The organism is Embleya sp. NBC_00888 (genome assembly GCF_045207655.1).
In the GTDB taxonomy this organism is placed as follows: Bacteria; Actinomycetota; Actinomycetes; order Streptomycetales; family Streptomycetaceae; genus Embleya.
The window spans coordinates 7264692-7284324 of sequence record NZ_CP108784.1; the positions used below are offsets into that span (position 1 = coordinate 7264692).

Here is a 19633-nt window from a genome sequence, read left to right on the forward strand (position 1 = left end):
TCCGAGGGCGGCCGGCAGCCGCCACCGCAGGAGCCGCCGTACCCATGTCCACGCTCGTCCCCAGCACCCCGCGCCCCGGCCTGCTCGCCCGTACCGGGGGAGCGGTCCGCGGCGAGTGGGGCAGGCTCACCGCGGTTCCGGCACGCGAGTTGCGCGCGCACGGCGTGTGGGCGATCCCGCTCACCTGCTGCACGGTGCTGCTGACCCTCGGCTTCTGGCTCGCCTGGCGTACCGCGTGGGGCGGCGACGTGGTGCGCGTCCTCGGCGGCGTGAGCGCGGGCATCCCGCTGCCGCTCGCGCTGCTGCGCACCCCCGTGTCACTGTTCGTCCCGGCGCCGGACCTGCCGGTGTGGGGCGCCTTGGTCCAGGTGCTGATCCTGTTCGGAGTGGCCGAACTCGACCTGGGCGCACGGCGAACCCTGGTGATCGCGTATCTGGCCACCCTGTGCGGCACGCTGACCGCGCGGGTGATGATCGCGCTCGGCCCGGACCATCTGCTGGGCATCGACGCCCGACACGGCGACGTCCTGGACACCGGCCCCTCGGCCGCGGTGGTGGGCCTGGTGGTGTGCATCGCGATGGTGCGCCGCGCGCCGATCCTGCTCGCCGGCGTGTGGATCCTGATGATCGCCGAGGTCGTGGCCAAGCCGAACCTGGCCGGCCGCGAGCACATCGCCGCGATGGCCGGCGTCACCGTGTGCGCCTGCGCCTACCTGGCCTGGCGCCGCCGCCGCGCACCCGCCTGACGCCGGCACGCGGCGCGGGAGACCCTTGAGCGACCCTCCCGTCCCGAAGTATCTTGACATCAAGATACTTGTTTCTTCTTCGCACCATCGGGAGCGCGACCATGCCCATCGACTTCCACAGCGACGCCAACCGCCTCACCTACGCCCGACGCACCCCCGGCACGGAGTGGGCGGACCTGGTACGCGAACTGGTCCGCCCGGCCGGCGCGCGGGTGGTGGACGTGGGCTGCGGCGGCGGGGTGTACACGAGCGCGTGGCTGGACCTGGGCGCGGCGAGCGCGGTCGGGGTGGACTTCTCCGCCGCGATGTTGTCCGGCGCGCGGGAGCGGGCGGGCGAGCGCGTGGGATCGTCCTTCCGGCAGGGCGACGCGTACGCCACCGGACTGCCCGACAACGGCGCCGACATCGTCTTCGCGCGGGCCCTGGTCCATCACCTCGACGACCTCGCCCGCTGCTTTCGCGAGGCCCGTCGACTGCTCGCCCCCGGCGGCACGCTGATCGTGCAGGACCGCACCCTGTCCGACGTCACCCGCCCCGGGACGCCGAACCACCCGCGCGGCTGGTTCTTCGAGCGGTTCCCCGCCCTGCTCGCCGTCGAGGCGGCCCGCCGCCCCACCGCCGAGGCGGTCGAGCGCGCGCTGCGCGAGGCCGGCTTCGACGCGGTGCGCACCAGCGCGCTGACCGAGACCCGCCGCGAGTACGCCGACGCCCGCGAGGTCGCCGCCGACCTGCGCGCCCGCACCGGCCGCTCGATCCTGCACGAGCTCACCGACCCCGAACTCGACGACCTGGCCGCCTACATCCAGGCCCGGCTCCCCGCCTCCACCGCGATCCACGAGAGCGACCACTGGACCCTCTGGTCGACGAAACGCTGAAAGGGCCTCCCGTCTCGGCGAGGACGACGAGAGGCCCAACCTTCACTCTTTGTGACGAAGCCCGCGAGGCCCCGGGTGCCCCATCCCGAGCCCGAATCCCGCGGCCTGTTCACGCAGCGCAACGGGCCGGCGGACGGGCACAGCACATCCGCCTAGTGCGCGCAGCGCCCCGCAGCCCCCGTGGCCAGCGCCCGCAGCCGGTCCACCGCCGCCCCCGGATCGCGCCCGTCGAACACCGCCGACCCCGCCACGAACACGTCCGCGCCGGCCTCCGCGCACATCTCGATCGTCTTCGCGGACACCCCGCCGTCCACCTGCAGCCACATCTGCAGTCCGTGCTTGGCGATCAACTGCCGGGTCCGGCGGATCTTAGGCAGCATGATGTCCAGGAAGCTCTGCCCGCCGAAACCCGGCTCGACCGTCATCACCAGGAGCATGTCCAACTCCGGCAGCAGGTCCTCGTACGGCTCGATCGGCGTGGCCGGGCGCAGCGCCATCGACGCCCGCGCGCCCTTGGCCCGCAGATCCCGGGCGAGCTTGACCGGGGCGGTCGCGGCCTCGACGTGGAAGGTCACGCTGCCCGCGCCGGCCTCCGCGTAGGCGGGCGCCCAGCGGTCCGGGTCCTCGATCATCAGGTGCATGTCGATGGGCGTGTCGGTGGCCTTGATCAGGCTCTCGACCACGGGCAGGCCGATGGTCAGGTTCGGGACGAAGTGGTTGTCCATGACATCCACGTGGAGCCAGTCGGCGTTGCGCACCTGCGCGACCTCGTCGGCGAGGCGGGCGAAGTCGGCGGACAGGATGCTCGGATTGATCTGCACGGTCATGCGCACAGAATCTCATCGCCGCCACAGTGCTTCGGCACCGCCTTCGGCCACCGAGCTGACGACACGTCAGATCATCCACGCCGCAGTCGTGTTCCGGTATACGAACGCACCGTGACGGACGGCACAGGTTGCTCAAGGTCAACGTTGTCGGCCGTCGTGGCACACTTCGAGGTGTACGAAAGTCACGTACGCGCGCTCCGGGGTCGGTGAAAATCCGAACCGGCGGTTACAGTCCGCGACCCGGTCGACGCCCCACACCAGTGGAGCGACGGCCGGCTGAACCGGTGGAATTCCGGTACCGACGGTCAAAGTCCGGATGGGAGGCAGCGCGCGGCGAGCGACTGCGGCGTGTTCGCGTACCCTCGGTGCGCCCTCATCGCCGCACGTCACTGCGTCGTGCCGTCCTGCCCGAAAACACCCCGGTGCCCCGCGTCGAATCGCGAGGAGGCACGAGGTGCAGGGCAACACCACCCCGCCGGTCGACGAGACCGCCGCGATGCGCCGCGCCATCTCGCTGGCGAGCCGCGCCCTGGGACACACCAGCCCCAATCCCGTGGTCGGCTGCGTCGTGCTCGGCGCGGACGGCACCGTGGTCGGCGAGGGCTTCCACACCCGCGCCGGCGCCCCGCACGCCGAGGTCGAGGCACTGCGCGCGGCGGGATCCGCGGCCCGCGGCGGCACCGCCCTGGTCACCCTCGAACCCTGCTCGCACACCGGCCGCACCGGCCCGTGCACCCAGGCCCTGATCGACGCCGGCATCCGCCGGGTGCGCTACGCGGTCGCCGACCCCAACCCGGCCGCGGCCGGCGGCGGCGCGGTGCTGCGCGCGGCGGGCGTCGACGCCGAGGGCGGCCTGCTGGTCGCCGAGGCCGAGGCGGGCAACCGGGCCTGGCTGACCGCGACCCGACTGGGCCGCCCGCACGTCACCTGGAAGTACGCCGCCACCCTGGACGGCCGCAGCGCCGCCGCCGACGGCAGCAGCCGCTGGATCACCGGCGCCGCCGCCCGCGCGGACGTGCACACCCTGCGCGCGAGCGTGGACGCGGTGCTGGCCGGCTCCGGCACCCTGCTCGCCGACGACCCGCACCTGGCCGTCCGCGAGGTCCCCGACGTCCGGCAGCCGCTGCGGGTGATCGTGGACACGCACGCCCGCACCCCGGCGAACGCCCGGGTCCTGGACGACGCGGCGCCCACCCTGATCGCGGTCGGACCCGACGCGGACGCCGCCCACCTGCCCGAGGCCGCCGTACTGCGCGTGCCGCGCGCCGACGCCGGCCTGGACCTGCCCGCGTTGTTGAAGGAGCTGTACGCGCGCGACGTACGCGCCGTGCTGCTCGAAGGCGGTCCGACCCTGGCCGGCGCGTTCGCCGCGGCCGGCCTGATCGACACCGTCGTGGGCTACCTCGCCCCCGCCCTGCTCGGCGCCGGGCCCGCCGCCCTGGGACCGGCCGGAATCGGCACCATCTCCGAGGTGTTGCGACTGGACGTCGACGACGTCGCGCGCCTTGGCACCGACATCCGCATCACCGCCCGCCCCCGGCCGGAATCCGCCGGCCGAACGAAGGAGTCCTGACGCATGTTCACCGGAATCGTTGAGGAACTCGGCGAGATCGTGGCCATCGAGCGGCTGACCGACTCGGCCCGGATCACCATCCGCGGCCCCGTCGTCACCACCGGCGCCCGGCACGGCGACTCGATCGCCGTCAACGGGGTGTGTCTGACCGTCGTGGACGACAAGGTCGACCCGGTCGAGGCCACCTTCACCGCGGACGTGATGCAGGAGACGCTGGACAAGTCGAGCCTGGGCGCGCTCACCACCGGCGCGCGGGTCAACCTGGAGCGCCCGATGGTGCTCGGTGGACGGCTCGGCGGCCACCTCGTGCAGGGCCACGTCGACGGCACCGGCGAGATCCTCGCCCGCACGCCCGGCGAGGAGTGGGAGGTCGTGGAGATCGCGCTGCCCGCGCACCTGGCCCGCTACGTGGTGGACAAGGGCTCGATCACCGTGGACGGCATCAGCCTCACCGTCGTGCGCGCGCACGACGCGAGCTTCACCGTCAGCCTGATCCCGACCACGCTCGCGCTGACCACGCTGGGCGTCAAGACCGTCGGCGACCCGGTCAACCTCGAGGTCGACATCATCGCCAAGTACGTCGAACGGCTGGGCACACACGGGGGGACATCGTGATCGGCTGGCTCAACGACGCCGCGTTCACCGTCGCCGACAAGCCGGTGCCGTGGTCCGACCTGCTCGGTCAGATCGCGTCGCTGGCCACCGTGGGGCTCGCGCTGCGCCGCAACCTGTGGGCGTGGCCGGTGCAGATCCTCGGCGCGGCACTGCTGATCGCCGCCAACACCTCGGTGCACCTGGGCGGCAGCGCGATGCGCAACGTCGTCATCATCATCGCGGCCGGCTACGGCTGGTGGCGCTGGGCCCGCGGCCGGCGCGACACCGGCGAGGTGCAGATCCGCTTCGGCACCGCCCACGAGCGCATCGCGCTCGTCGCGGTGATGGCGGCCGGCACCGTCGGCTTCGCGCTGCTGCTCGAGCGCACGGGCATCTCGTGGGCGCCGTGGCCGGACGCGTACATCTTCGTCGGCTCGGTGGTGGCGATGCTCGCCCAGGCTCGCGGCCTGTTCGAGTTCTGGCTGGTGTGGATCGCCGTGGACATGGTGGGCGTGCCGCTCGCCGTGCAGCACGGCCTGGTGTTCAGCGGACTGGTCTACGGCGTCTTCTTCGTGATGTGCGTCGCCGGACTCGTCGACTGGTGGAACCGCTCCCGGCGGTACCGGGACAACGGGGCGGCCCGTGTGGCAGATCGGCACCTGGAAGGGGCAACGGCGTGAAGACCAGCAGCGAAACCACCGACATCGAGGTGCCGGCGCAGAAGGCGGCGCCGGAAGCCGCAGCGGAGGAACTGGTGCTCGACTCGATCGAGGACGCGATCAAGGCGATGGCCGCCGGCGAGGCGATCGTGGTGGTGGACGACGAGGACCGCGAGAACGAGGGCGACCTGATCTTCGCCGGCGAACTGGCCACGCAGGCGCTGATGGCGTTCATGATCCGCTACTCCTCGGGCGTGGTCTGCGTGCCGATGCGCGGCGCCGACCTGGACCGGCTCAAGCTGCCGCCGATGACCGCCGTCAACGAGGACCGCAAGGGCACCGCGTACTCGGTCTCGGTGGACGCCAAGGACGGCGTGGACACCGGCATCTCGGCGGCCGACCGCACGCACACCGTGCGCCTGTTGGCCGACTCGGACACGGTGGCCGGCGAACTGACCCGGCCCGGCCACATCTTCCCGCTGCGCGCGGTCGAGGGCGGCGTGCTGGTGCGCCCCGGGCACACCGAGGCGGCCGTGGACCTGGCCGAACTGGCCGGCCTGGCGCCCGTGGGCGTGATCTGCGAGGTGGTCAACGACGACGGCACGATGGCCCGGCTGCCGCAGTTGGTCCCGTTCGCCCGCGAGCACGGCCTCAAGATCGTCACCATCGCCGACCTGATCGCCTACCGGCGGCGCACCGAGCGCACCATCGAGCGGGCCGCGGAGACCCGGCTGCCCACCGCGCACGGCACCTTCCAGGCGATCGGCTACCGCAGCACCGCCGACGGCGTCGAGCACATCGCGCTGGTGGCCGGCGACATCGGCGACGGCGAGGACGTGCTGGTGCGGGTGCACTCCGAGTGCCTGACCGGCGACGTGTTCGGCTCGCTGCGCTGCGACTGCGGCCCGCAATTGGAGGCCGCGCTGGAGCGGGTCACCACCGAGGGCCGGGGCGTGGTGTTGTACATGCGCGGCCACGAGGGTCGCGGCATCGGGCTGATCCACAAGCTCCAGGCCTACCAACTCCAGGACGCCGGCCACGACACCGTGGACGCCAACCTGGAACTGGGCCTGCCCGCCGACGCCCGCGACTACGGCACCGGCGCGCAGATCCTGGTCGACCTGGGCGTGCGCTCGATGCGCCTGCTCACCAACAACCCGGCCAAGCGCGCGGGCCTGGAGGGCTACGGCCTGGAGATCACCGGCCGGGTCGCGCTGCCCGTGCACGCCACCGCGGACAACCTGCGCTACCTGCTCACCAAGCGCGACCGGATGGGGCACGACCTGCCCTGGCTGGACCCCTCCGACGAGGCCGCGACCGCGCCCTCGGTCGGCGAGGTCGCCGAGGTCGTCGACGCGAAGGGCCACGCGGTCAGCACCGCCTGACCGACCGCGGCCTCACCCGTATCGGTGACACGCGCGCGGCACCGTCCCCGCCGCGCCGATAGGTTCGACCCGCGCGAACCCGTTCGATCCGCTCCACCGGCGAACCCGTCGCCCCACACCGGGGCGCGACTCGCCGTACTCCACCACCGCAATCAGGCTTCCAGCCGTTCCAGCCGAAGGACACCGACAGACATGAGTGGCGCAGGAGCCCCGAAACTGACCGTCGAGGGCTGCCGTAACCTGCGCGTGGGCGTGGTCGCCGCGCAGTGGCACACCGCCGTGATGGACGGACTCGTGGACGGGGCCCTCAAGGCCCTGAGCGAGCTGGGCATCACCGAACCCACGCTGATCCGCGCCCCCGGCGCGTTCGAGCTGCCCGTGCTCGCCAAGGCGCTGGCCGGACGCGGCCACGACGCGGTGGTCGCGCTGGGCGTGGTGATCCGCGGCGGGACCCCGCATTTCGAGTACGTGTGCTCGGCCGCCACCGACGGCCTGACCCGGGTCGCGCTGGACACCGGCGTTCCCGTCGGCTTCGGGCTGCTCACCTGCGACACCGAGGAGCAGGCCCTGGACCGGGCCGGCGTGCCCGGCTCGCGCGAGGACAAGGGCCGCGAAGCGGTGGAGGCGGCCGTCGCGACCGCGATGGCGTTGCGTACGCTCTCGGAACCGTGGCATTCGGCCTGACCCACGCACCGACGAGTCGTTCGCGCCACGCCACCCACAACCACGCGATGGGCACCATGAAGACGTTTGAACAGCTTTTCGACGAGCTGCGGGCCAAGGCGGCCTCCGGTCAGGAGGGCTCGCGCACGGTCGAGCTCGTCACCGCCGGTGTGCATACGATCGGCAAGAAGGTCGTCGAGGAGGCCGCCGAAGTGTGGATGGCCGCCGAGCACGAGGGCGCCGACCGCACCGCCGAGGAGATCTCCCAGCTCCTGTACCACCTGCAGGTGATGATGGTCGCTCGCGGCATCTCGCTGCAGGACGTATACGCTCACCTGTGACATCCGCCGTCCCCGGCCCGTCGTCCGGGCCGGGGGCGCCGCCGTACCGCAACCTCGTTCGGCACCTCCCGAAGGGTCATTCCATGCTGCGCATCGCCGTCCCCAACAAGGGTTCCCTCTCCGAGCCTGCGTCGGCGATGCTGCATGAGGCGGGCTACCGCCAGCGCAAGCACTCCAAGGAATTGGTGCTGACCGACCCCGACAACAACGTCGAGTTCTTCTTCCTGCGCCCGCGCGACATCGCCATCTACGTCGGCTCCGGCCGGCTCGACGCCGGCATCACCGGGCGCGACCTGCTGATGGACTCGGGCGCCGAGGCCGAGGAGATCCTGCAGCTGGGGCTGGCCCCGGCCACCTTCCGCTACGCCGCGCCCGCCACGCTGGCCCGAGAGCTGGACGGGCAGGGCAAGAAGGGCCTGGCCGGGCTGCGGGTGGCGTCCTCCTACATCGGGATCGTCGAGCGCGACTTCGCCGACAACGGCATCGAGGCCGCCGCGCTGGTCAAGCTGGACGGCGCGGTGGAGACCGCGATCCAACTGGGCGTCGCGGACGTGATCGCCGACGTCGTGGAGACCGGCACCACGCTCGCGCAGGCGGGCCTGGAGGTGTTCGGCGAGCCGATCCTGCGCTCGGAGGCGGTGCTGATCCGCCGGGCCGGCGCGGAGACCTCGGCCGCGCTGGAGCAACTGGTGCGCCGGCTCCAGGGCGTCCTGGTCGCGCGCAGCTACGTGATGATGGACTACGACATCCGGGTCGAGCGGGTGGAGGCGGCGGTCACGCTGACCCCGGGCCTGGAGTCGCCCACGGTCAGCCCGCTGCACAACGAGGGCTGGGTCGCGGTGCGCGCGATGGTCCCGCGCAAGAACGCCCAGCAGATCATGGACGACCTGTGGGAGATCGGCGCCCGCGCGATCCTGGTCACCGGCATCCACGCCTGCCGTCTTTGACACCCGGTCGGTCCGCCCCCGCCGCGCGGGCGGACCGACCACCCTCACCCCACCGGAGAGCCGTTCCGCCATGAGCGCCAGCACCCCCGCCGCCGACCTTCCGCGTACCTGGTACGCGAAGCGCAGTCGTCTCATCACCGCCGTGCTCGGCGTGGTCATCCTGGTCGGGTTGTGCGTGCTGGCGCTGATGTTGCCGGAGAAGGGCGGCTGGGGGTTCGGCTCGCGGATGGGCGTCGCGCTCACCGGCGTGCTCGGCCTGGCCGCGATGCTGATGCTGGGCCGGCCGAAGGTGGTCGCGGCATCGAGCGGGGTGACCGTGGTCAACCTGCTGCGCACCACGCACCTGGAGTGGGCCCAGATCGTCCGGGTCTACCTGCGCCAGGGCGACCCGTGGGCGCAGATCGACATGTCCAACGGCGACACGCTGGCGGTGATGGGCATCCAGACCTCCAACGGCAAGGCCGACGCGATCACCGCGACGCGCGAGCTCCGGGACCTGGTGGACAAGTACGGGACGGCCGCCGAGGCGCGCTAGCCCGACCCGCCGGGCGCGCCCCGCCGCCCTCCGACGCCGGCCCGCCCGCCCGCTCACGGCCTCGGTACGTTGCGCAGGTTCGACCTGGCCATCTGGACCATCCGGCCGACGCCGCCGGCCAGCACCGTGCGCCCGGCGCTCAGGGCGAAGCCCTGGATCTGCTCGGCGGTGATCTTGGGCGGGATGGACAGCGCGTTGGGGTCGGTGACGATGTCCACCAGCGCCGGGCCCTTGTGCGCGAACGCGTCGCGCAGCGCGTCACGGACCTGCCTGGGCTTTTCCACCCGCACCCCGAACGCGCCCGCCGCGCGCGCGATCGCGGCGAAGTCCGGGTTCTTGTTGGTGGTCCCGAACGGCTCGAGCCCGGCGACCATCATCTCCAACTCGACCATCCCCAGCGACGAATTGTTGAACAGCACGATCTTCACCGGCAACGCGGACTGCACCAGGGTCAACAGGTCGCCCATCAGCATCGAGAAGCCGCCGTCCCCGGACATCGACACCACCTGCCGGTCCATGTCCAGGAACTGCGCGCCGATCGCCTGGGGCAGCGCGTTGGCCATCGAGCCGTGCGAGAACGAACCGATGACCCGGCGCCGCCCGTTCGGCGTCAGGTAGCGCGCCGCCCACACGTTGCACATGCCGGTGTCGACGGTGAAGATCGCGTCGTCGGCGGCCTCCTCGTCCAGGATCGAGGCGACGTACTCGGGGTGGATGGGCACGTGCTTCTCCACCTTGCGGGTGTACGCCTTCACCACGCCCTCGAGCGCGTCCGCGTGCTTGCGCAACATCCGGTCCAGGAACCTGCGGTCGGTCCTGGCCCGCACCATCGGGGTCAGCGCGCGCAGCGTCTCGCGTACGTCGCCCCACACCGCCAGGTCCAGCTTCGTGCGCCGGCCCAGGTGCGCGGGGCGTACGTCCACCTGCACGGTGGCCACGTCCTGCGGCAGGAAGGCGTGGTACGGGAAGTCGGTGCCCAGCAGGATCAGCAGGTCCGCCTCGTGCATCGCCTCGTACGCGGCGCCGTAGCCCAGCAGTCCGGACATGCCCACATCGAACGGATTGTCGTACTGGATGTGCTCCTTGCCGCGCAGCGCGTGTCCCACCGGCGCCTTGATCCGGTCGGCGAAGGCCATCACCTCCTCGTGCGCGCCCGCCGTGCCCGCGCCGCAGAACAGGGTGACCCGCCCGGCCTCGTCGATCATCCGGGTCAGTGTGGCCAGGTCCGCGTCCGCCGGGCGCACCGTCGGGAGCGACGTGGGCAGCGCCGGCTGGTAGCCCTTGTCCGGCGCGGGCTTGTCCGCGACATCGCCCGGGAGGGTGACCACCGACACCCCGCCCAGGCCCACCGCGTGCCGGATCGCCGACTGCAGCACCCGCGGCATCTGCTCGGGGGTGCCGATCATCTCGCTGTAGTGGCTGCACTCGACGAACAGTCGTTCGGGATGCGTCTCCTGGAAGAACGCGGTGCCGATCTCGCCGCTGGGGATGTGCGACGCGAGCGCCAGCACCGGGGCGTGCGAGCGATGGGCGTCGAACAGGCCGTTGATCAGGTGCAGGTTGCCCGGTCCGCAACTGCCCGCGCACGCGGCCAGCGTGCCGGTCAGTTGCGCCTCCGCGCCGGCCGCGAACGCGGCCACCTCCTCGTGCCGTACGTGCACCCAGTCGATCGCGGCGTTGCGCCGCACCGCGTCCACGATCGGATTGAGGCTGTCGCCCACCACGCCGTACAACCGGCGCACCCCCGCCTGGGCGAGGATGTCCACGAACTGCTCGGCGACGCTCTGCTTGGCCACGGGAGACCCTTCCGTCCTGCTCGTCCGGCGGCCCGGCGCATGCCGTAGCATCCGCCCGACGGTCGAAAAGCGATGATCGGATAGCCCTACCCGTGCCTCGCCCGGCTATCCCCGGCCGTCGGCCAGATCCCCGTATGCCTGGAAGAGGTCGGACAGGCGCAGCGTGGTCAGCTCGGCCAGGTCCGGACCCTCCGCCAGCTCCACCAGCCGCACGTCCCGGTACATGCAGCACTTCTCGTACAGGGTGCGGACGAAGCGGGCGTTGCCCAGCTCGTCGATCCAGCCCTGTTCGCGTACGTGGCCGGTGATGCTGCGCAGTTCGGCCGCCGCGTCCTCGTCCCACGTGTCGCCGCCGCCGGCCGCCATCACCTCGGCGATCCGGGCCAGATCCTCGGCGCCGTAGGAGGGGAACTCGACCCGGGTGGTGAACCGCGACATCAGGCCCGGGTTCGAGGTGAGCAGCCGGTCCATGCCCTCCGGATAGCCGGCCAGGATGATCACCAGCCGGTCCCGGTCGTCCTCGGCCCGCTTGAGCAGCACCTGGAGCGCCTCGTCGCCGTACGCGTCGCCCTTGGAGTAGCCCACGTTGGTCAGGCCGTACGCCTCGTCCACGAACAGCACGCCGCCCAGCGCCGAGTCGATCAACTCGCCGGTCTTGACCGCGGTCTGGCCCAGGTACTCGCCGACCAGGTCGGAGCGCTGGGCCTCGACCAGGCGGTCGCTCTCCAGCAGGCCCAGCGCGGCGAAGACCCGACCGAGGAGCCGGGCGACGGTGGTCTTGCCGGTGCCGGAGGGGCCGGAGAAGACGAAGTGCCGCTTGGGGGCCTGCGCGGGCAGGCCCTGCGCCTCGCGCAGCCGGGCCATCCGCATCTGCGCGGACAACGCGCGCACCTGGCGTTTGACCGGCTCCAGGCCGACCATCGACTCCAATTCGGCGAGCACCAGCGCGAGTTCCTCGGGGGCGGCGGCCGGTCGCATCGGCGCGGATCGGCCGGCCGCCCGAACGTCCGCGTCCGGCTGCGATTCGGCGTCGGCGCCGTCCGGGATCGGGTCCGGCTCGCGCTCGACCTCGGCGGCGGGCGGCGGCCCGGCCGGCGGGGGAGCGGTCGCGGGTATCGGCGGCAACACGTCCGGGAGCGGGCCCCGGCCGACCACGGGACCGGCCAGGCGCGCGGTCATCCCGCCGTACTCGTCCAGCGGTTCGCCGGCCGCCAGCGAGGACAGCCGCGCGGCGGTGTCCATGAACGAGGGGTCCGCCTGGTGCACGGCGCGGTACAGCGGCAGCGCGGCCGGGGTGCGGCCGGTCTCCTCGTACGCGCGCGCGAGCCAGTAGCGCAGCTCCTTGCGCTGCGGGTGCTCCGAGCGGCAGCGCACCAGGGCGGTGGCGAGCACCTGTTCGGCCTTGGCGTACAGCCCCAGGCGCACCCGGGCCATGCCCGCGAACAGGCCCGCCTCGACGCCGAGCAGCGCGTCGTCGTCCAGGCCGGCGGTGTGTCGCAGCAGTTGTTGCCAGTCCTTGCCCAGATAGGCCCGGCAGGCGAGGAGGAAGCGGGTGGCCGCGTCCTGTTCGGCGGGCGGGCACAGGGCCAACGCCGCGTCCAGTTCGGGCAGATGGCGCCCGTCCAACCAGTGCGAGGCGTGCGCGAGGGCCAGGTCGCGCGGGGTCTCCAGGACCAGTTGCACCCACCAGCCCAGCCAGTACCAGGAGTTGAGCGGGCGGCCGTATTTCGCGCGTTGCTCGCCGAAGCGTTCCCGATGGGTGTGCATGGCCACCACCGCGGCGGCCACCTCCACCTTGAGCGCGTGCAGGCCCAGCCACGCGTCGGCCATGCCCGGGTCGGCCTCGACCGCGGCTCGGAACTGCACCTCCGCCTGGCCGTATTCGCCGGCGACGTAGGCGTCCATGCCGCGCAACCAGGCCAGTTCGGCCGGACTTCCGGTGCGTGCGCCACGATCGGTCTGTCCCACGGTGGACCCCCCTTCCCCCGGCCGGTCCTCTCCGCGTGCCCGTGTCCCCCAGGGGACTTCGAGAGGATGTCGGCCCGCTGCCGATGAATCCCGGTGCGTCCATTCCGCCCGATCGGCGACGCCCCTTAGAGCCTCTCCCGTTCCGCTGCCCGTCACGCCGTCTCGTGCGAGGCGGTCACGGATGGTGTCCGGCTCGCCACGCGTTCGTCCCCGCGCATCGTACCGAGCGAGGCCCGGCAATCCGAGGGGCGAACGGTATTTGGGGTGGTGGGTGCCGTCGTCGGAGGTGTGCCGGTGGTGAGGCGGGAGCCCGCGGATCGGCGGGGTGGGTGCCGATCGACCCGGCGCGGTACGAGGAAGCCTCCGGCCGCGGGGGAACGACCGGAGGCTTCGTCTCGACGCGGGGCCGGCGGGGGTTCCGGCGCTGCCGCTGGACCGCAAGCTATGGCGATCCGGACACAACGGTCAAGGACGCCACGCCGGGAAATCTCCGGACGGAACGTGATCTTCGTGAAACGACCCGATCGGGGATCGCGCGCCCCGCGCACTCCGGGTGTGCACTGCCCGCGCGCTCTCCATGGTGCTGACGGGCTCGTGTTCGTAACGCTACGGTCGGTATATGGGCAACCTCGGGGACGCGGGCGGAACGGCAGCCGGGGGCGAGCCATCGCTTCGTCCCGGTGACAAGAGCGGTGGCGGCAGCGGTCGTGCGGCGGTGGTGGGGGCCGCGCCGCGACGGCTGCCGCCGCGGCGCCGCAAGGCGGTCGGCGGCGGGGCCAGTGCGCCGGAGTCGGGACTGATGCCGAGGGCTCGGGTCGCGGGGGCGTCGACGGCGTGGGACGCGGACGGCGACCGGCGGCCGGTGCCCGCGCAGGCAGGATCCGCCGCGTCCGCCCCCGCCCCCGCCGCGGCTTCCGCCGGGGCCGCCACTCCCGCGAAGGTCGGGCGTCAGGCCGGGCGTCCGCTCGTGGAGACCGCGATCGGCCTGGCGGGCCGGCTGGCGCAGGCCGCCTCGGACGTCAAGTACCGCAGCGACCTGATGCGCGATCTGCTGACCGGGCGCAGCACCGACCTCACCGGCTGGACGGCGCTGCCCAGCGGCCGTCTCCTGGTCGTGGTCGCCGAGCCCGATCCGCCCGCCGCGAGCGGCGACGCGCGGGCGATCCGGGCCGGTCAGGAGGCGCTCGCCCTGGCGTGGTCCACGGTCCTGGGCGCCCGTGCCCCCGAGGCGGCCGTCGCGGCGTACCCGCGCGAGGTGGTGGCCCTGCTCGGCGCGCCCGACGACGGCCAGTCCGCGCGCGTGGTCGCCGAACTCGCCGCCGTGGTGCACGCCGACTGCGGTTCGGTGGTCCGTTCGTTCACCACCGGCATCAGCCGCCCGGCGGAATCGCTGGACGCGCTGCCGGCCGCGTACGAGCAGGCGCGGCGCGCGGTGACGGCGGGACGGCGCATCCACGGACCGGGCGCGGTGGCGGACTTCGATCAACTCGGCGTCTTCCGGCTGCTGAGCCTGATTCCGGACCCGAGCGAGTTGGACCGCTTCGCGCGCGAGGCGTTGCGCTCGCTCGCGCATCCACGCGATCCCGAGGCGGCGGACCTGCGCAACACGTTGCAGGCGCTGCTGGACACGAACCTGAACGTGGCCGAGACCGCCCGCAGGCTCTACGTGCACTACAACACGCTGCGCTATCGGATCACCAAACTCGAGCGCCTGCTCGGGCCGTTCACCCAGGACCCGCACCTGCGGCTGAATCTGATGATCGCGCTCCAGATCGTGCGCATGCAGGGCCGCTGACCCGGCGGGCGGGCGGGTGTGCCCGGCGCGCCGACCCCGGCGCGGGCCCGGCGCAACGGGCCGGCCCGAGCGCGCGACACGGCGCGGGCGGTCTGCTTGACTGTGCCAGGCAATTGGGCGTGGCGTGGGGAGTGGGCATGGGTGCGCTGGATGGCGTCAAGGTGGTCGAGCTGGCCGGGATCGGGCCCGGGCCGTTCGTCGGCATGATGTTGGCGGATGCCGGGGCCGGCGTCATCCGGGTGGATCGGCCCGGTGGCGCGACGATGCCCTCGATGGTGGTCGGGCGCGGCCGGTTGGGCACGCTGGAGGTCGATCTCAAGGATGTCGCCGCGCGGGACTCGGTGTTGCGGCTCGTCGAGGGAGCCGACGTGCTGATCGAGGGCTTTCGCCCCGGCGTCACCGAGCGGCTGGGGCTGGGCCCGGACACCTGCCTGGAGCGCAACCCCGCGCTGGTCTACGCCCGGATGACCGGCTGGGGCCAGCACGGGCCGCTCGCGCCGCGGGCCGGGCACGACATCAACTACATCTCGATCTCCGGGGTGTTGCACTCCTTCGCCCGCGCCGGCGAGCGCCCGGTGCCGCCGCTGAACCTGGTCGGCGACTACGGCGGCGGCGCGATGTTCTGCGCCTTCGGCATCCTGGCCGCGCTGCTGGCGGCGCGTACGACCGGGCAGGGGCAGGTCGTCGACGCGGCCATGACGGACGGCTCGGCGACGCTGAGCGCGTTCATCCACGGGATGCGCGGACTCGGCGGCTGGGCGGGCGAGCCCGGCGGCAACCTGCTCGACACCGGCGCTCCGTTCTACGACGTGTACACCACCGCCGACGGTCGCCACCTCGCCGTCGGCGCGATCGAACCGCAGTTCTACGCCCTGCTGTTGGCCGGTCTCGGGCTCGCCGACGAGGACCTGCCCGAGCAGAACGACCGGGCCGGCTGGCCGCTCCTGCGCGAACGCTTCGCCGCCGTGATCGCCGGCCGTACCCGGGACGAGTGGACCGCGATCTTCGAGCCGACGGACGCGTGCGTGACCCCGGTGCTCACCTGGGACGAGGCCGCCGAGCACCCGCACAACCGGGCCCGGGACACCTTCGTGCGCCCCGACGGCACCCTCCAGCCCGCGCCGGCTCCCCGGTTCTCGGGCACGCCCTCGCTCGTCGGCGACGCCTCCGGCCGCCTGGACGGGGCCCTGCTTCAGACCTGGGGTCTGACCCCGGACGAGGCCGCGAAGCTCGCTCCCGAGGGCTGACCGGAGCAGGACCCGGAGCCACTCGAAGTCCTCCCGAACTCCGCCCGAAGCCGCGGTCGTTCGGCGGACCTCGCGCGCGCGGCGCGCATCATGGCACGCCCGTGCCCCGCGCGCCGGGTATTGCGCGACAAATGTTTCGACGCGTAGCGCTCTCTCTACGATCGGTAGCCGCAGCCGCCGACCACACGCGAGGAACCATGGACCCCACCACGCTCACCGGCAACATCGGCACGATCGACACCACCGTCCCGCACGCGCGCGCGACGAACGCCGACCCCATCGCGAGGCTGCTCGGCGAGACCGCCCCGGTGCGGCAACGCGTGCTCCGGCACACCGTCTACCGCGACCTCACCGACCTCACCGCCATCCGGGTGTTCATGGCGCACCACGTGTTCGCCGTCTGGGACTTCATGTCCCTGCTCAAGAGCCTGCAACGGCACCTGACCTGCGTGGAGATCCCGTGGGTGCCGCGCGGCGACGCGGAGATCCGGCGGATGGTCAACGAGATCGTGCTCGGCGAGGAGAGCGACACCACGTCGCTGGGCCCGCTCAGCCACTTCGAGCTCTACCTCGCCGCGATGGACGGGGCCGGCGCCGACACCCGACCGGCCCGCCGCTTCCTGGGCCTGCTCGCGGACGGGGTCCCGGTGCCCGAGGCGGTCGCCGCGTGCGGCGCGCCCGCCGGGGCCGCCGCGTTCGTCACGCGCACCTGGCAGGTGGTCGAGCACGCGCCGCTGCACTGCGTCGCCGCGTCCTTCGCGCTCGGTCGCGAGGAACTCATCCCGCGCATGTTCGACCACCTCACCGCGCTCGACGACCTGCACGAGGGCCGGCTCGCGGTGTTCGGCGAATACCTGGCCCGGCACATCGAGGTGGACGGCGACGACCACGGCCCGATGGCGCTGCGCCTGCTCGGCCGGTTGTGCGCCGCCACCTCGGACCCGGCCCGCGCGTGGCGCGAGAGCGCGGGCACCGTCACCGTCTCGCTGCGCGCCCGCGCCGACCTGTGGGACGCGGTGCGCGCCGCGATCGACGCGGCCCGTACCGGAACCGGCTGAAACGCCCTCGGCCTTGCCCGGGGCCGTGTGACGTGTCATATGTTGGGCACGTGACCCACGACGCAGCCCCGCACCCCACAGACCGCCTCGGCCGCGCCCAAAAGGCCGCCGCCGACGCGGGACTGGACGCCCTGCTCATCTCGCCCGGCGCCGACCTGCGCTATCTCACCGGCTACGAGGCGCTCCCGCTGGAGCGCCTGACCTGCCTGGTGGTGCCCGTCGGCGCCGAACCCTTCCTCGTCGTACCCGGCCTGGAGAAGCCCGCCGCCCTCGCGTCGCCCGCGGGAGAGCTGGGCATCGACGTGGCCGGCTGGGGCGAGACCGAGGACCCGTACGCGCTGATCGCGGGCCGACTGCCGCGCGGCGTGGCCCGGGTCGGCCTGGACAACCACATGTGGGCGGAGAAGGTGCTCGCCTTCCGCGCCGCTCTGCCCACCGCCGAACAGTCGCTCGCCGGCGACGTGTTGCGCGAACTGCGGATGCGCAAGTCGGCCGCCGAGGTGGCCGCGCTGCGCCGGGCCGGCGCGGCGATCGACCGGGTGCACGCGCGCGTGGGCGACTGGCTCCGGGCGGGCCGCACCGAGCGCGAGGTCGGCGCGGACATCGCCGACGCGATCATCGCCGAGGGCCACGTGCGAGTGGACTTCGTGATCGTCGGCTCCGGCCCCAACGCCGCGAGCCCGCACCACGAACTCTCCGACCGGGTGATCGAGACCGGCGACGTGGTCGTCGTCGACATCGGCGGCACCACCGCCGACGGCTACTGCTCGGACGAGACGCGTACCTACAGCGTCGGCGAACCGCCCGCCGAGTTCCGCCGCTACTACGACGTGCTCGAGCGCGCCCAGGCCGCCCAACTCGCGGCGGTCCGGCCCGGGTTGACCTGCGAGCAGCTCGACGCGGTCGGTCGCGACATCATCACCGAGGCGGGCTACGGCGAGTACTTCATCCACCGCACCGGTCACGGCATCGGCATGGAGAGCCACGAGGACCCGTACATCGTCCAGGGCAACACGTTGCCCCTGGAGCCGGGCATGGCGTTCTCGATCGAGCCCGGCATCTACCTGCCCGGCGCGCACGGCGCGCGCATCGAGGACATCGTGGTCTGCGGCGAGAGCGGCGCCGACCCGATGAACGTGCGTCCGCACGGGTTGGCCGTGCTGTAGGGCCGTTCGTGGTGGCACCGGCCGCGGCCCGCCGCCTTCGAACCCGGATCCGGCCGCGGCCGGCCGGCGTTCGGGGCGCGGGCCGCGTCGGTGTCGGACGCGGGTGGGGGCGGCGCCGTACGATCGTGCGCAACGGCCGGGGGGCGAACCCCACCCGGTCCGCCGCCGGCCACCGCCGGATCCGGCCACCTCCGGACCGCACGGAAGGACGTCCCATGGCCCTCACGCGCACTCTGCCCACCGACGAGTCCCGTGCCCTGCTCGACCTCACCCGGGAGATCACCGCCCGCGAGATCGCCCCTCGGGCCGCCGCCGACGAGGCCGCCGGACGCTTCCCGCGCGAGGTGTTCGCGACCCTGGGCGCCGCCGGGTTGTTGTCACTGCCGTACGCCGAGGAATACGGCGGCGGCGACCAGCCGTACGAGGTCTACCTCCAAGTGCTCGAGGAACTCGCCGCCGGCTGGCTGGCGGTCGGCCTCGGGGTGTCGGTGCACACGCTGGCGTGTCACCCGCTCGCGACCTTCGGCACGCCGGAGCAACGGGCCGCGCACCTGCCCGCGATGTTGTCCGGCGACCTGCTCGGCGCGTACTGCCTGTCCGAGCCGCACTCGGGCTCGGACGCCGCGGCGCTGAACACCAAGGCACTGGCCGCGACCGACGGGTACGTGCTCACCGGGACCAAGGCGTGGATCACGCACGGCGGGGTGGCCGACTTCTACACCGTGCTCGCCCGTACCTCGCCCGACGGCTCGCGCGGGATCAGCGCGTTCCTGGTCGACGCCGACACGCCGGGCCTGTCCGCCGCCGCGCCCGAGCACAAGATGGGGATGCGGTCCTCGCCCACCGCGCAGATCCACCTCGACGGCGCCCGGATCGCGGCCGAACGGCGGATCGGCGCCGAGGGCCAGGGTTTCCCGATCGCGCTGGCCGCGCTCGACTGCGGCCGATTGGGCATCGCCGCGTGTGCCACCGGCGTTGCCCAGGCCGCGTTGGACCTGGCGAGCGACTACGCCAAGAACCGCTCGCAGTTCGGCGGCCCGATCGCCGACAAGCAGGGCATCCGCTTCATGCTCGCCGACATGGCCACCGCGATCGAGGCGGGCCGCGCGCTGTACCTGTCCGCCGCGCGACTGCGCGACGCGGGCCTGCCGTTCGGCCGCCAGGCGGCGATGGCCAAACTCTTCTGCACGGACGCCGCGATGCGGGTGACGGTCGACGCCGTGCAGGTCCTGGGCGGCTACGGGTACACCACCGACTTCCCGGCGGAGCGCTACCTGCGCGAGGCCAAGTGCCTGCAGATCGTCGAGGGCACGAATCAGATCCAACGCATGGTCATCGCCCGGGACTTGCTGCTGAACGGATGATCCGGAGGCGCCGGCCGGCGTGCGGCCCGGGGCCGGGGCGGGTCGGCGCCGGGGAGCGGGCGGGTCGGCACGGGGCGGATTGTGGCCTTTCGGA

At 73.0% G+C, this 19633-nt stretch carries 18 protein-coding genes and 1 riboswitch; of the genes, 15 read left to right on the forward strand and 3 right to left on the reverse strand.

Annotation, left to right across the window (positions count from 1 at the left end; all coding sequences use genetic code 11):
• The first annotated feature begins 44 nt into the window (after positions 1-44).
• Together OG948_RS30870 and OG948_RS30875 are read left to right on the forward strand one after the other, a co-directional pair.
• The gene (locus OG948_RS30870) at positions 45-746 is read left to right on the forward strand and encodes a hypothetical protein (RefSeq protein WP_406299584.1); all 702 of its coding nucleotides are present in this window, start codon (positions 45-47) and stop codon (positions 744-746) included.
• A gap of 101 nt (positions 747-847) precedes the next feature.
• Positions 848-1621 carry a class I SAM-dependent methyltransferase gene (locus OG948_RS30875; RefSeq protein WP_406299585.1) on the forward strand — a complete coding sequence of 258 codons (774 nt, stop codon included), beginning with the start codon at positions 848-850 and terminating at the stop codon, positions 1619-1621.
• A 152-nt stretch (positions 1622-1773) separates the two neighbouring features.
• Here OG948_RS30875 and rpe read toward each other — a convergent pair whose 3' ends face one another.
• Positions 1774-2448, reverse strand: a complete 675-nt coding sequence (gene rpe, locus OG948_RS30880; RefSeq protein WP_406299586.1) for a ribulose-phosphate 3-epimerase — start codon at positions 2446-2448, stop codon at positions 1774-1776.
• 188 nt (positions 2449-2636) lie between these two features.
• A riboswitch (FMN riboswitch) is annotated at positions 2637-2782 on the forward strand.
• Positions 2783-2944: 162 nt separating this feature from the next.
• Between rpe and ribD the strand changes: the two genes are divergently transcribed.
• From ribD to OG948_RS30920, 8 genes are all read left to right on the forward strand, one after another.
• Positions 2945-4021, forward strand: coding sequence for a bifunctional diaminohydroxyphosphoribosylaminopyrimidine deaminase/5-amino-6-(5-phosphoribosylamino)uracil reductase RibD (gene ribD, locus OG948_RS30885; RefSeq protein WP_406300374.1), 1077 nt, complete (start codon positions 2945-2947; stop codon positions 4019-4021).
• Positions 4022-4024: 3 nt separating this feature from the next.
• A complete protein-coding gene (locus tag OG948_RS30890; protein WP_406299587.1) occupies positions 4025-4636 on the forward strand; it encodes a riboflavin synthase in 612 nt (203 codons plus the stop codon).
• The gene (locus OG948_RS30895) at positions 4633-5295 is read left to right on the forward strand and encodes a nicotinamide riboside transporter PnuC (protein WP_406299588.1); all 663 of its coding nucleotides are present in this window, start codon (positions 4633-4635) and stop codon (positions 5293-5295) included. Before OG948_RS30890 ends, OG948_RS30895 begins: the two co-directional genes overlap by 4 nt.
• 29 nt (positions 5296-5324) lie before the next feature.
• Complete coding sequence (locus tag OG948_RS30900; RefSeq protein ID WP_406300375.1) at positions 5325-6659, forward strand: bifunctional 3,4-dihydroxy-2-butanone-4-phosphate synthase/GTP cyclohydrolase II; 1335 nt, start codon at positions 5325-5327, stop codon at positions 6657-6659.
• A gap of 192 nt (positions 6660-6851) precedes the next feature.
• Positions 6852-7343: a 6,7-dimethyl-8-ribityllumazine synthase gene (ribH, locus tag OG948_RS30905; RefSeq protein WP_406299589.1), complete on the forward strand. Its 492-nt coding sequence runs from the start codon at positions 6852-6854 to the stop codon at positions 7341-7343.
• Positions 7344-7399: 56 nt separating this feature from the next.
• Positions 7400-7663, forward strand: coding sequence for a phosphoribosyl-ATP diphosphatase (locus OG948_RS30910; RefSeq protein WP_395865716.1), 264 nt, complete (start codon positions 7400-7402; stop codon positions 7661-7663).
• Positions 7664-7746: 83 nt separating this feature from the next.
• Positions 7747-8610 (forward strand): ATP phosphoribosyltransferase, encoded by an 864-nt coding sequence (gene hisG, locus OG948_RS30915; protein ID WP_406299590.1) that lies wholly within the window; start codon positions 7747-7749, stop codon positions 8608-8610.
• Between the two features lie 70 nt (positions 8611-8680).
• On the forward strand, positions 8681-9145 hold the full coding sequence (locus OG948_RS30920; protein WP_406299591.1) for a PH domain-containing protein: 465 nt from the start codon (positions 8681-8683) through the stop codon (positions 9143-9145).
• 53 nt (positions 9146-9198) lie between these two features.
• Here OG948_RS30920 and OG948_RS30925 read toward each other — a convergent pair whose 3' ends face one another.
• Together OG948_RS30925 and OG948_RS30930 are read right to left on the reverse strand one after the other, a co-directional pair.
• On the reverse strand, positions 9199-10941 hold the full coding sequence (locus OG948_RS30925; RefSeq protein ID WP_406299592.1) for a pyruvate dehydrogenase: 1743 nt from the start codon (positions 10939-10941) through the stop codon (positions 9199-9201).
• A 105-nt stretch (positions 10942-11046) separates the two neighbouring features.
• Positions 11047-12846: an AAA family ATPase gene (locus OG948_RS30930; protein ID WP_406300376.1), complete on the reverse strand. Its 1800-nt coding sequence runs from the start codon at positions 12844-12846 to the stop codon at positions 11047-11049.
• Between the two features lie 682 nt (positions 12847-13528).
• On the opposite strand from OG948_RS30930, the gene OG948_RS30935 reads away from it, so the two are divergent.
• The 5 genes from OG948_RS30935 (at position 13529) to OG948_RS30955 (ending at position 19539) form a co-directional block, all read left to right on the forward strand.
• Positions 13529-14704 carry a PucR family transcriptional regulator gene (locus OG948_RS30935; protein WP_406299593.1) on the forward strand — a complete coding sequence of 392 codons (1176 nt, stop codon included), beginning with the start codon at positions 13529-13531 and terminating at the stop codon, positions 14702-14704.
• Positions 14705-14841: 137 nt separating this feature from the next.
• Positions 14842-15951, forward strand: a complete 1110-nt coding sequence (locus OG948_RS30940) for a CaiB/BaiF CoA transferase family protein (protein WP_406299594.1) — start codon at positions 14842-14844, stop codon at positions 15949-15951.
• Positions 15952-16148: 197 nt separating this feature from the next.
• Positions 16149-17009: a DUF3050 domain-containing protein gene (locus OG948_RS30945; RefSeq protein WP_406299595.1), complete on the forward strand. Its 861-nt coding sequence runs from the start codon at positions 16149-16151 to the stop codon at positions 17007-17009.
• Between the two features lie 50 nt (positions 17010-17059).
• The gene (locus OG948_RS30950) at positions 17060-18175 is read left to right on the forward strand and encodes a M24 family metallopeptidase (protein WP_406299596.1); all 1116 of its coding nucleotides are present in this window, start codon (positions 17060-17062) and stop codon (positions 18173-18175) included.
• A 215-nt stretch (positions 18176-18390) separates the two neighbouring features.
• The gene (locus tag OG948_RS30955) at positions 18391-19539 is read left to right on the forward strand and encodes an acyl-CoA dehydrogenase family protein (protein WP_406299597.1); all 1149 of its coding nucleotides are present in this window, start codon (positions 18391-18393) and stop codon (positions 19537-19539) included.
• The last annotated feature ends 94 nt before the right edge of the window (positions 19540-19633 follow it).

Excerpts from the sequence above, each read along its gene's own strand:
- OG948_RS30870 (WP_406299584.1), top strand. The coding sequence starts at position 45 with ATGTCCACGCTCGTCCCCAGCACCCCGCGCCCCGGCCTGCTCGCCCGT.
- OG948_RS30875 (WP_406299585.1), top strand. The coding sequence starts at position 848 with ATGCCCATCGACTTCCACAGCGACGCCAACCGCCTCACCTACGCCCGA.
- rpe (WP_406299586.1), bottom strand. The coding sequence starts at position 2,448 with ATGACCGTGCAGATCAATCCGAGCATCCTGTCCGCCGACTTCGCCCGC.
- ribD (WP_406300374.1), top strand. The coding sequence starts at position 2,945 with ATGCGCCGCGCCATCTCGCTGGCGAGCCGCGCCCTGGGACACACCAGC.
- OG948_RS30890 (WP_406299587.1), top strand. The coding sequence starts at position 4,025 with ATGTTCACCGGAATCGTTGAGGAACTCGGCGAGATCGTGGCCATCGAG.
- ribH (WP_406299589.1), top strand. The coding sequence starts at position 6,852 with ATGAGTGGCGCAGGAGCCCCGAAACTGACCGTCGAGGGCTGCCGTAAC.
- OG948_RS30910 (WP_395865716.1), top strand. The coding sequence starts at position 7,400 with ATGAAGACGTTTGAACAGCTTTTCGACGAGCTGCGGGCCAAGGCGGCC.
- hisG (WP_406299590.1), top strand. The coding sequence starts at position 7,747 with ATGCTGCGCATCGCCGTCCCCAACAAGGGTTCCCTCTCCGAGCCTGCG.
- OG948_RS30920 (WP_406299591.1), top strand. The coding sequence starts at position 8,681 with ATGAGCGCCAGCACCCCCGCCGCCGACCTTCCGCGTACCTGGTACGCG.
- OG948_RS30930 (WP_406300376.1), bottom strand. The coding sequence starts at position 12,846 with ATGGACGCCTACGTCGCCGGCGAATACGGCCAGGCGGAGGTGCAGTTC.
- OG948_RS30935 (WP_406299593.1), top strand. The coding sequence starts at position 13,529 with ATGGGCAACCTCGGGGACGCGGGCGGAACGGCAGCCGGGGGCGAGCCA.
- OG948_RS30940 (WP_406299594.1), top strand. The coding sequence starts at position 14,842 with ATGGGTGCGCTGGATGGCGTCAAGGTGGTCGAGCTGGCCGGGATCGGG.
- OG948_RS30945 (WP_406299595.1), top strand. The coding sequence starts at position 16,149 with ATGGACCCCACCACGCTCACCGGCAACATCGGCACGATCGACACCACC.
- OG948_RS30955 (WP_406299597.1), top strand. The coding sequence starts at position 18,391 with ATGGCCCTCACGCGCACTCTGCCCACCGACGAGTCCCGTGCCCTGCTC.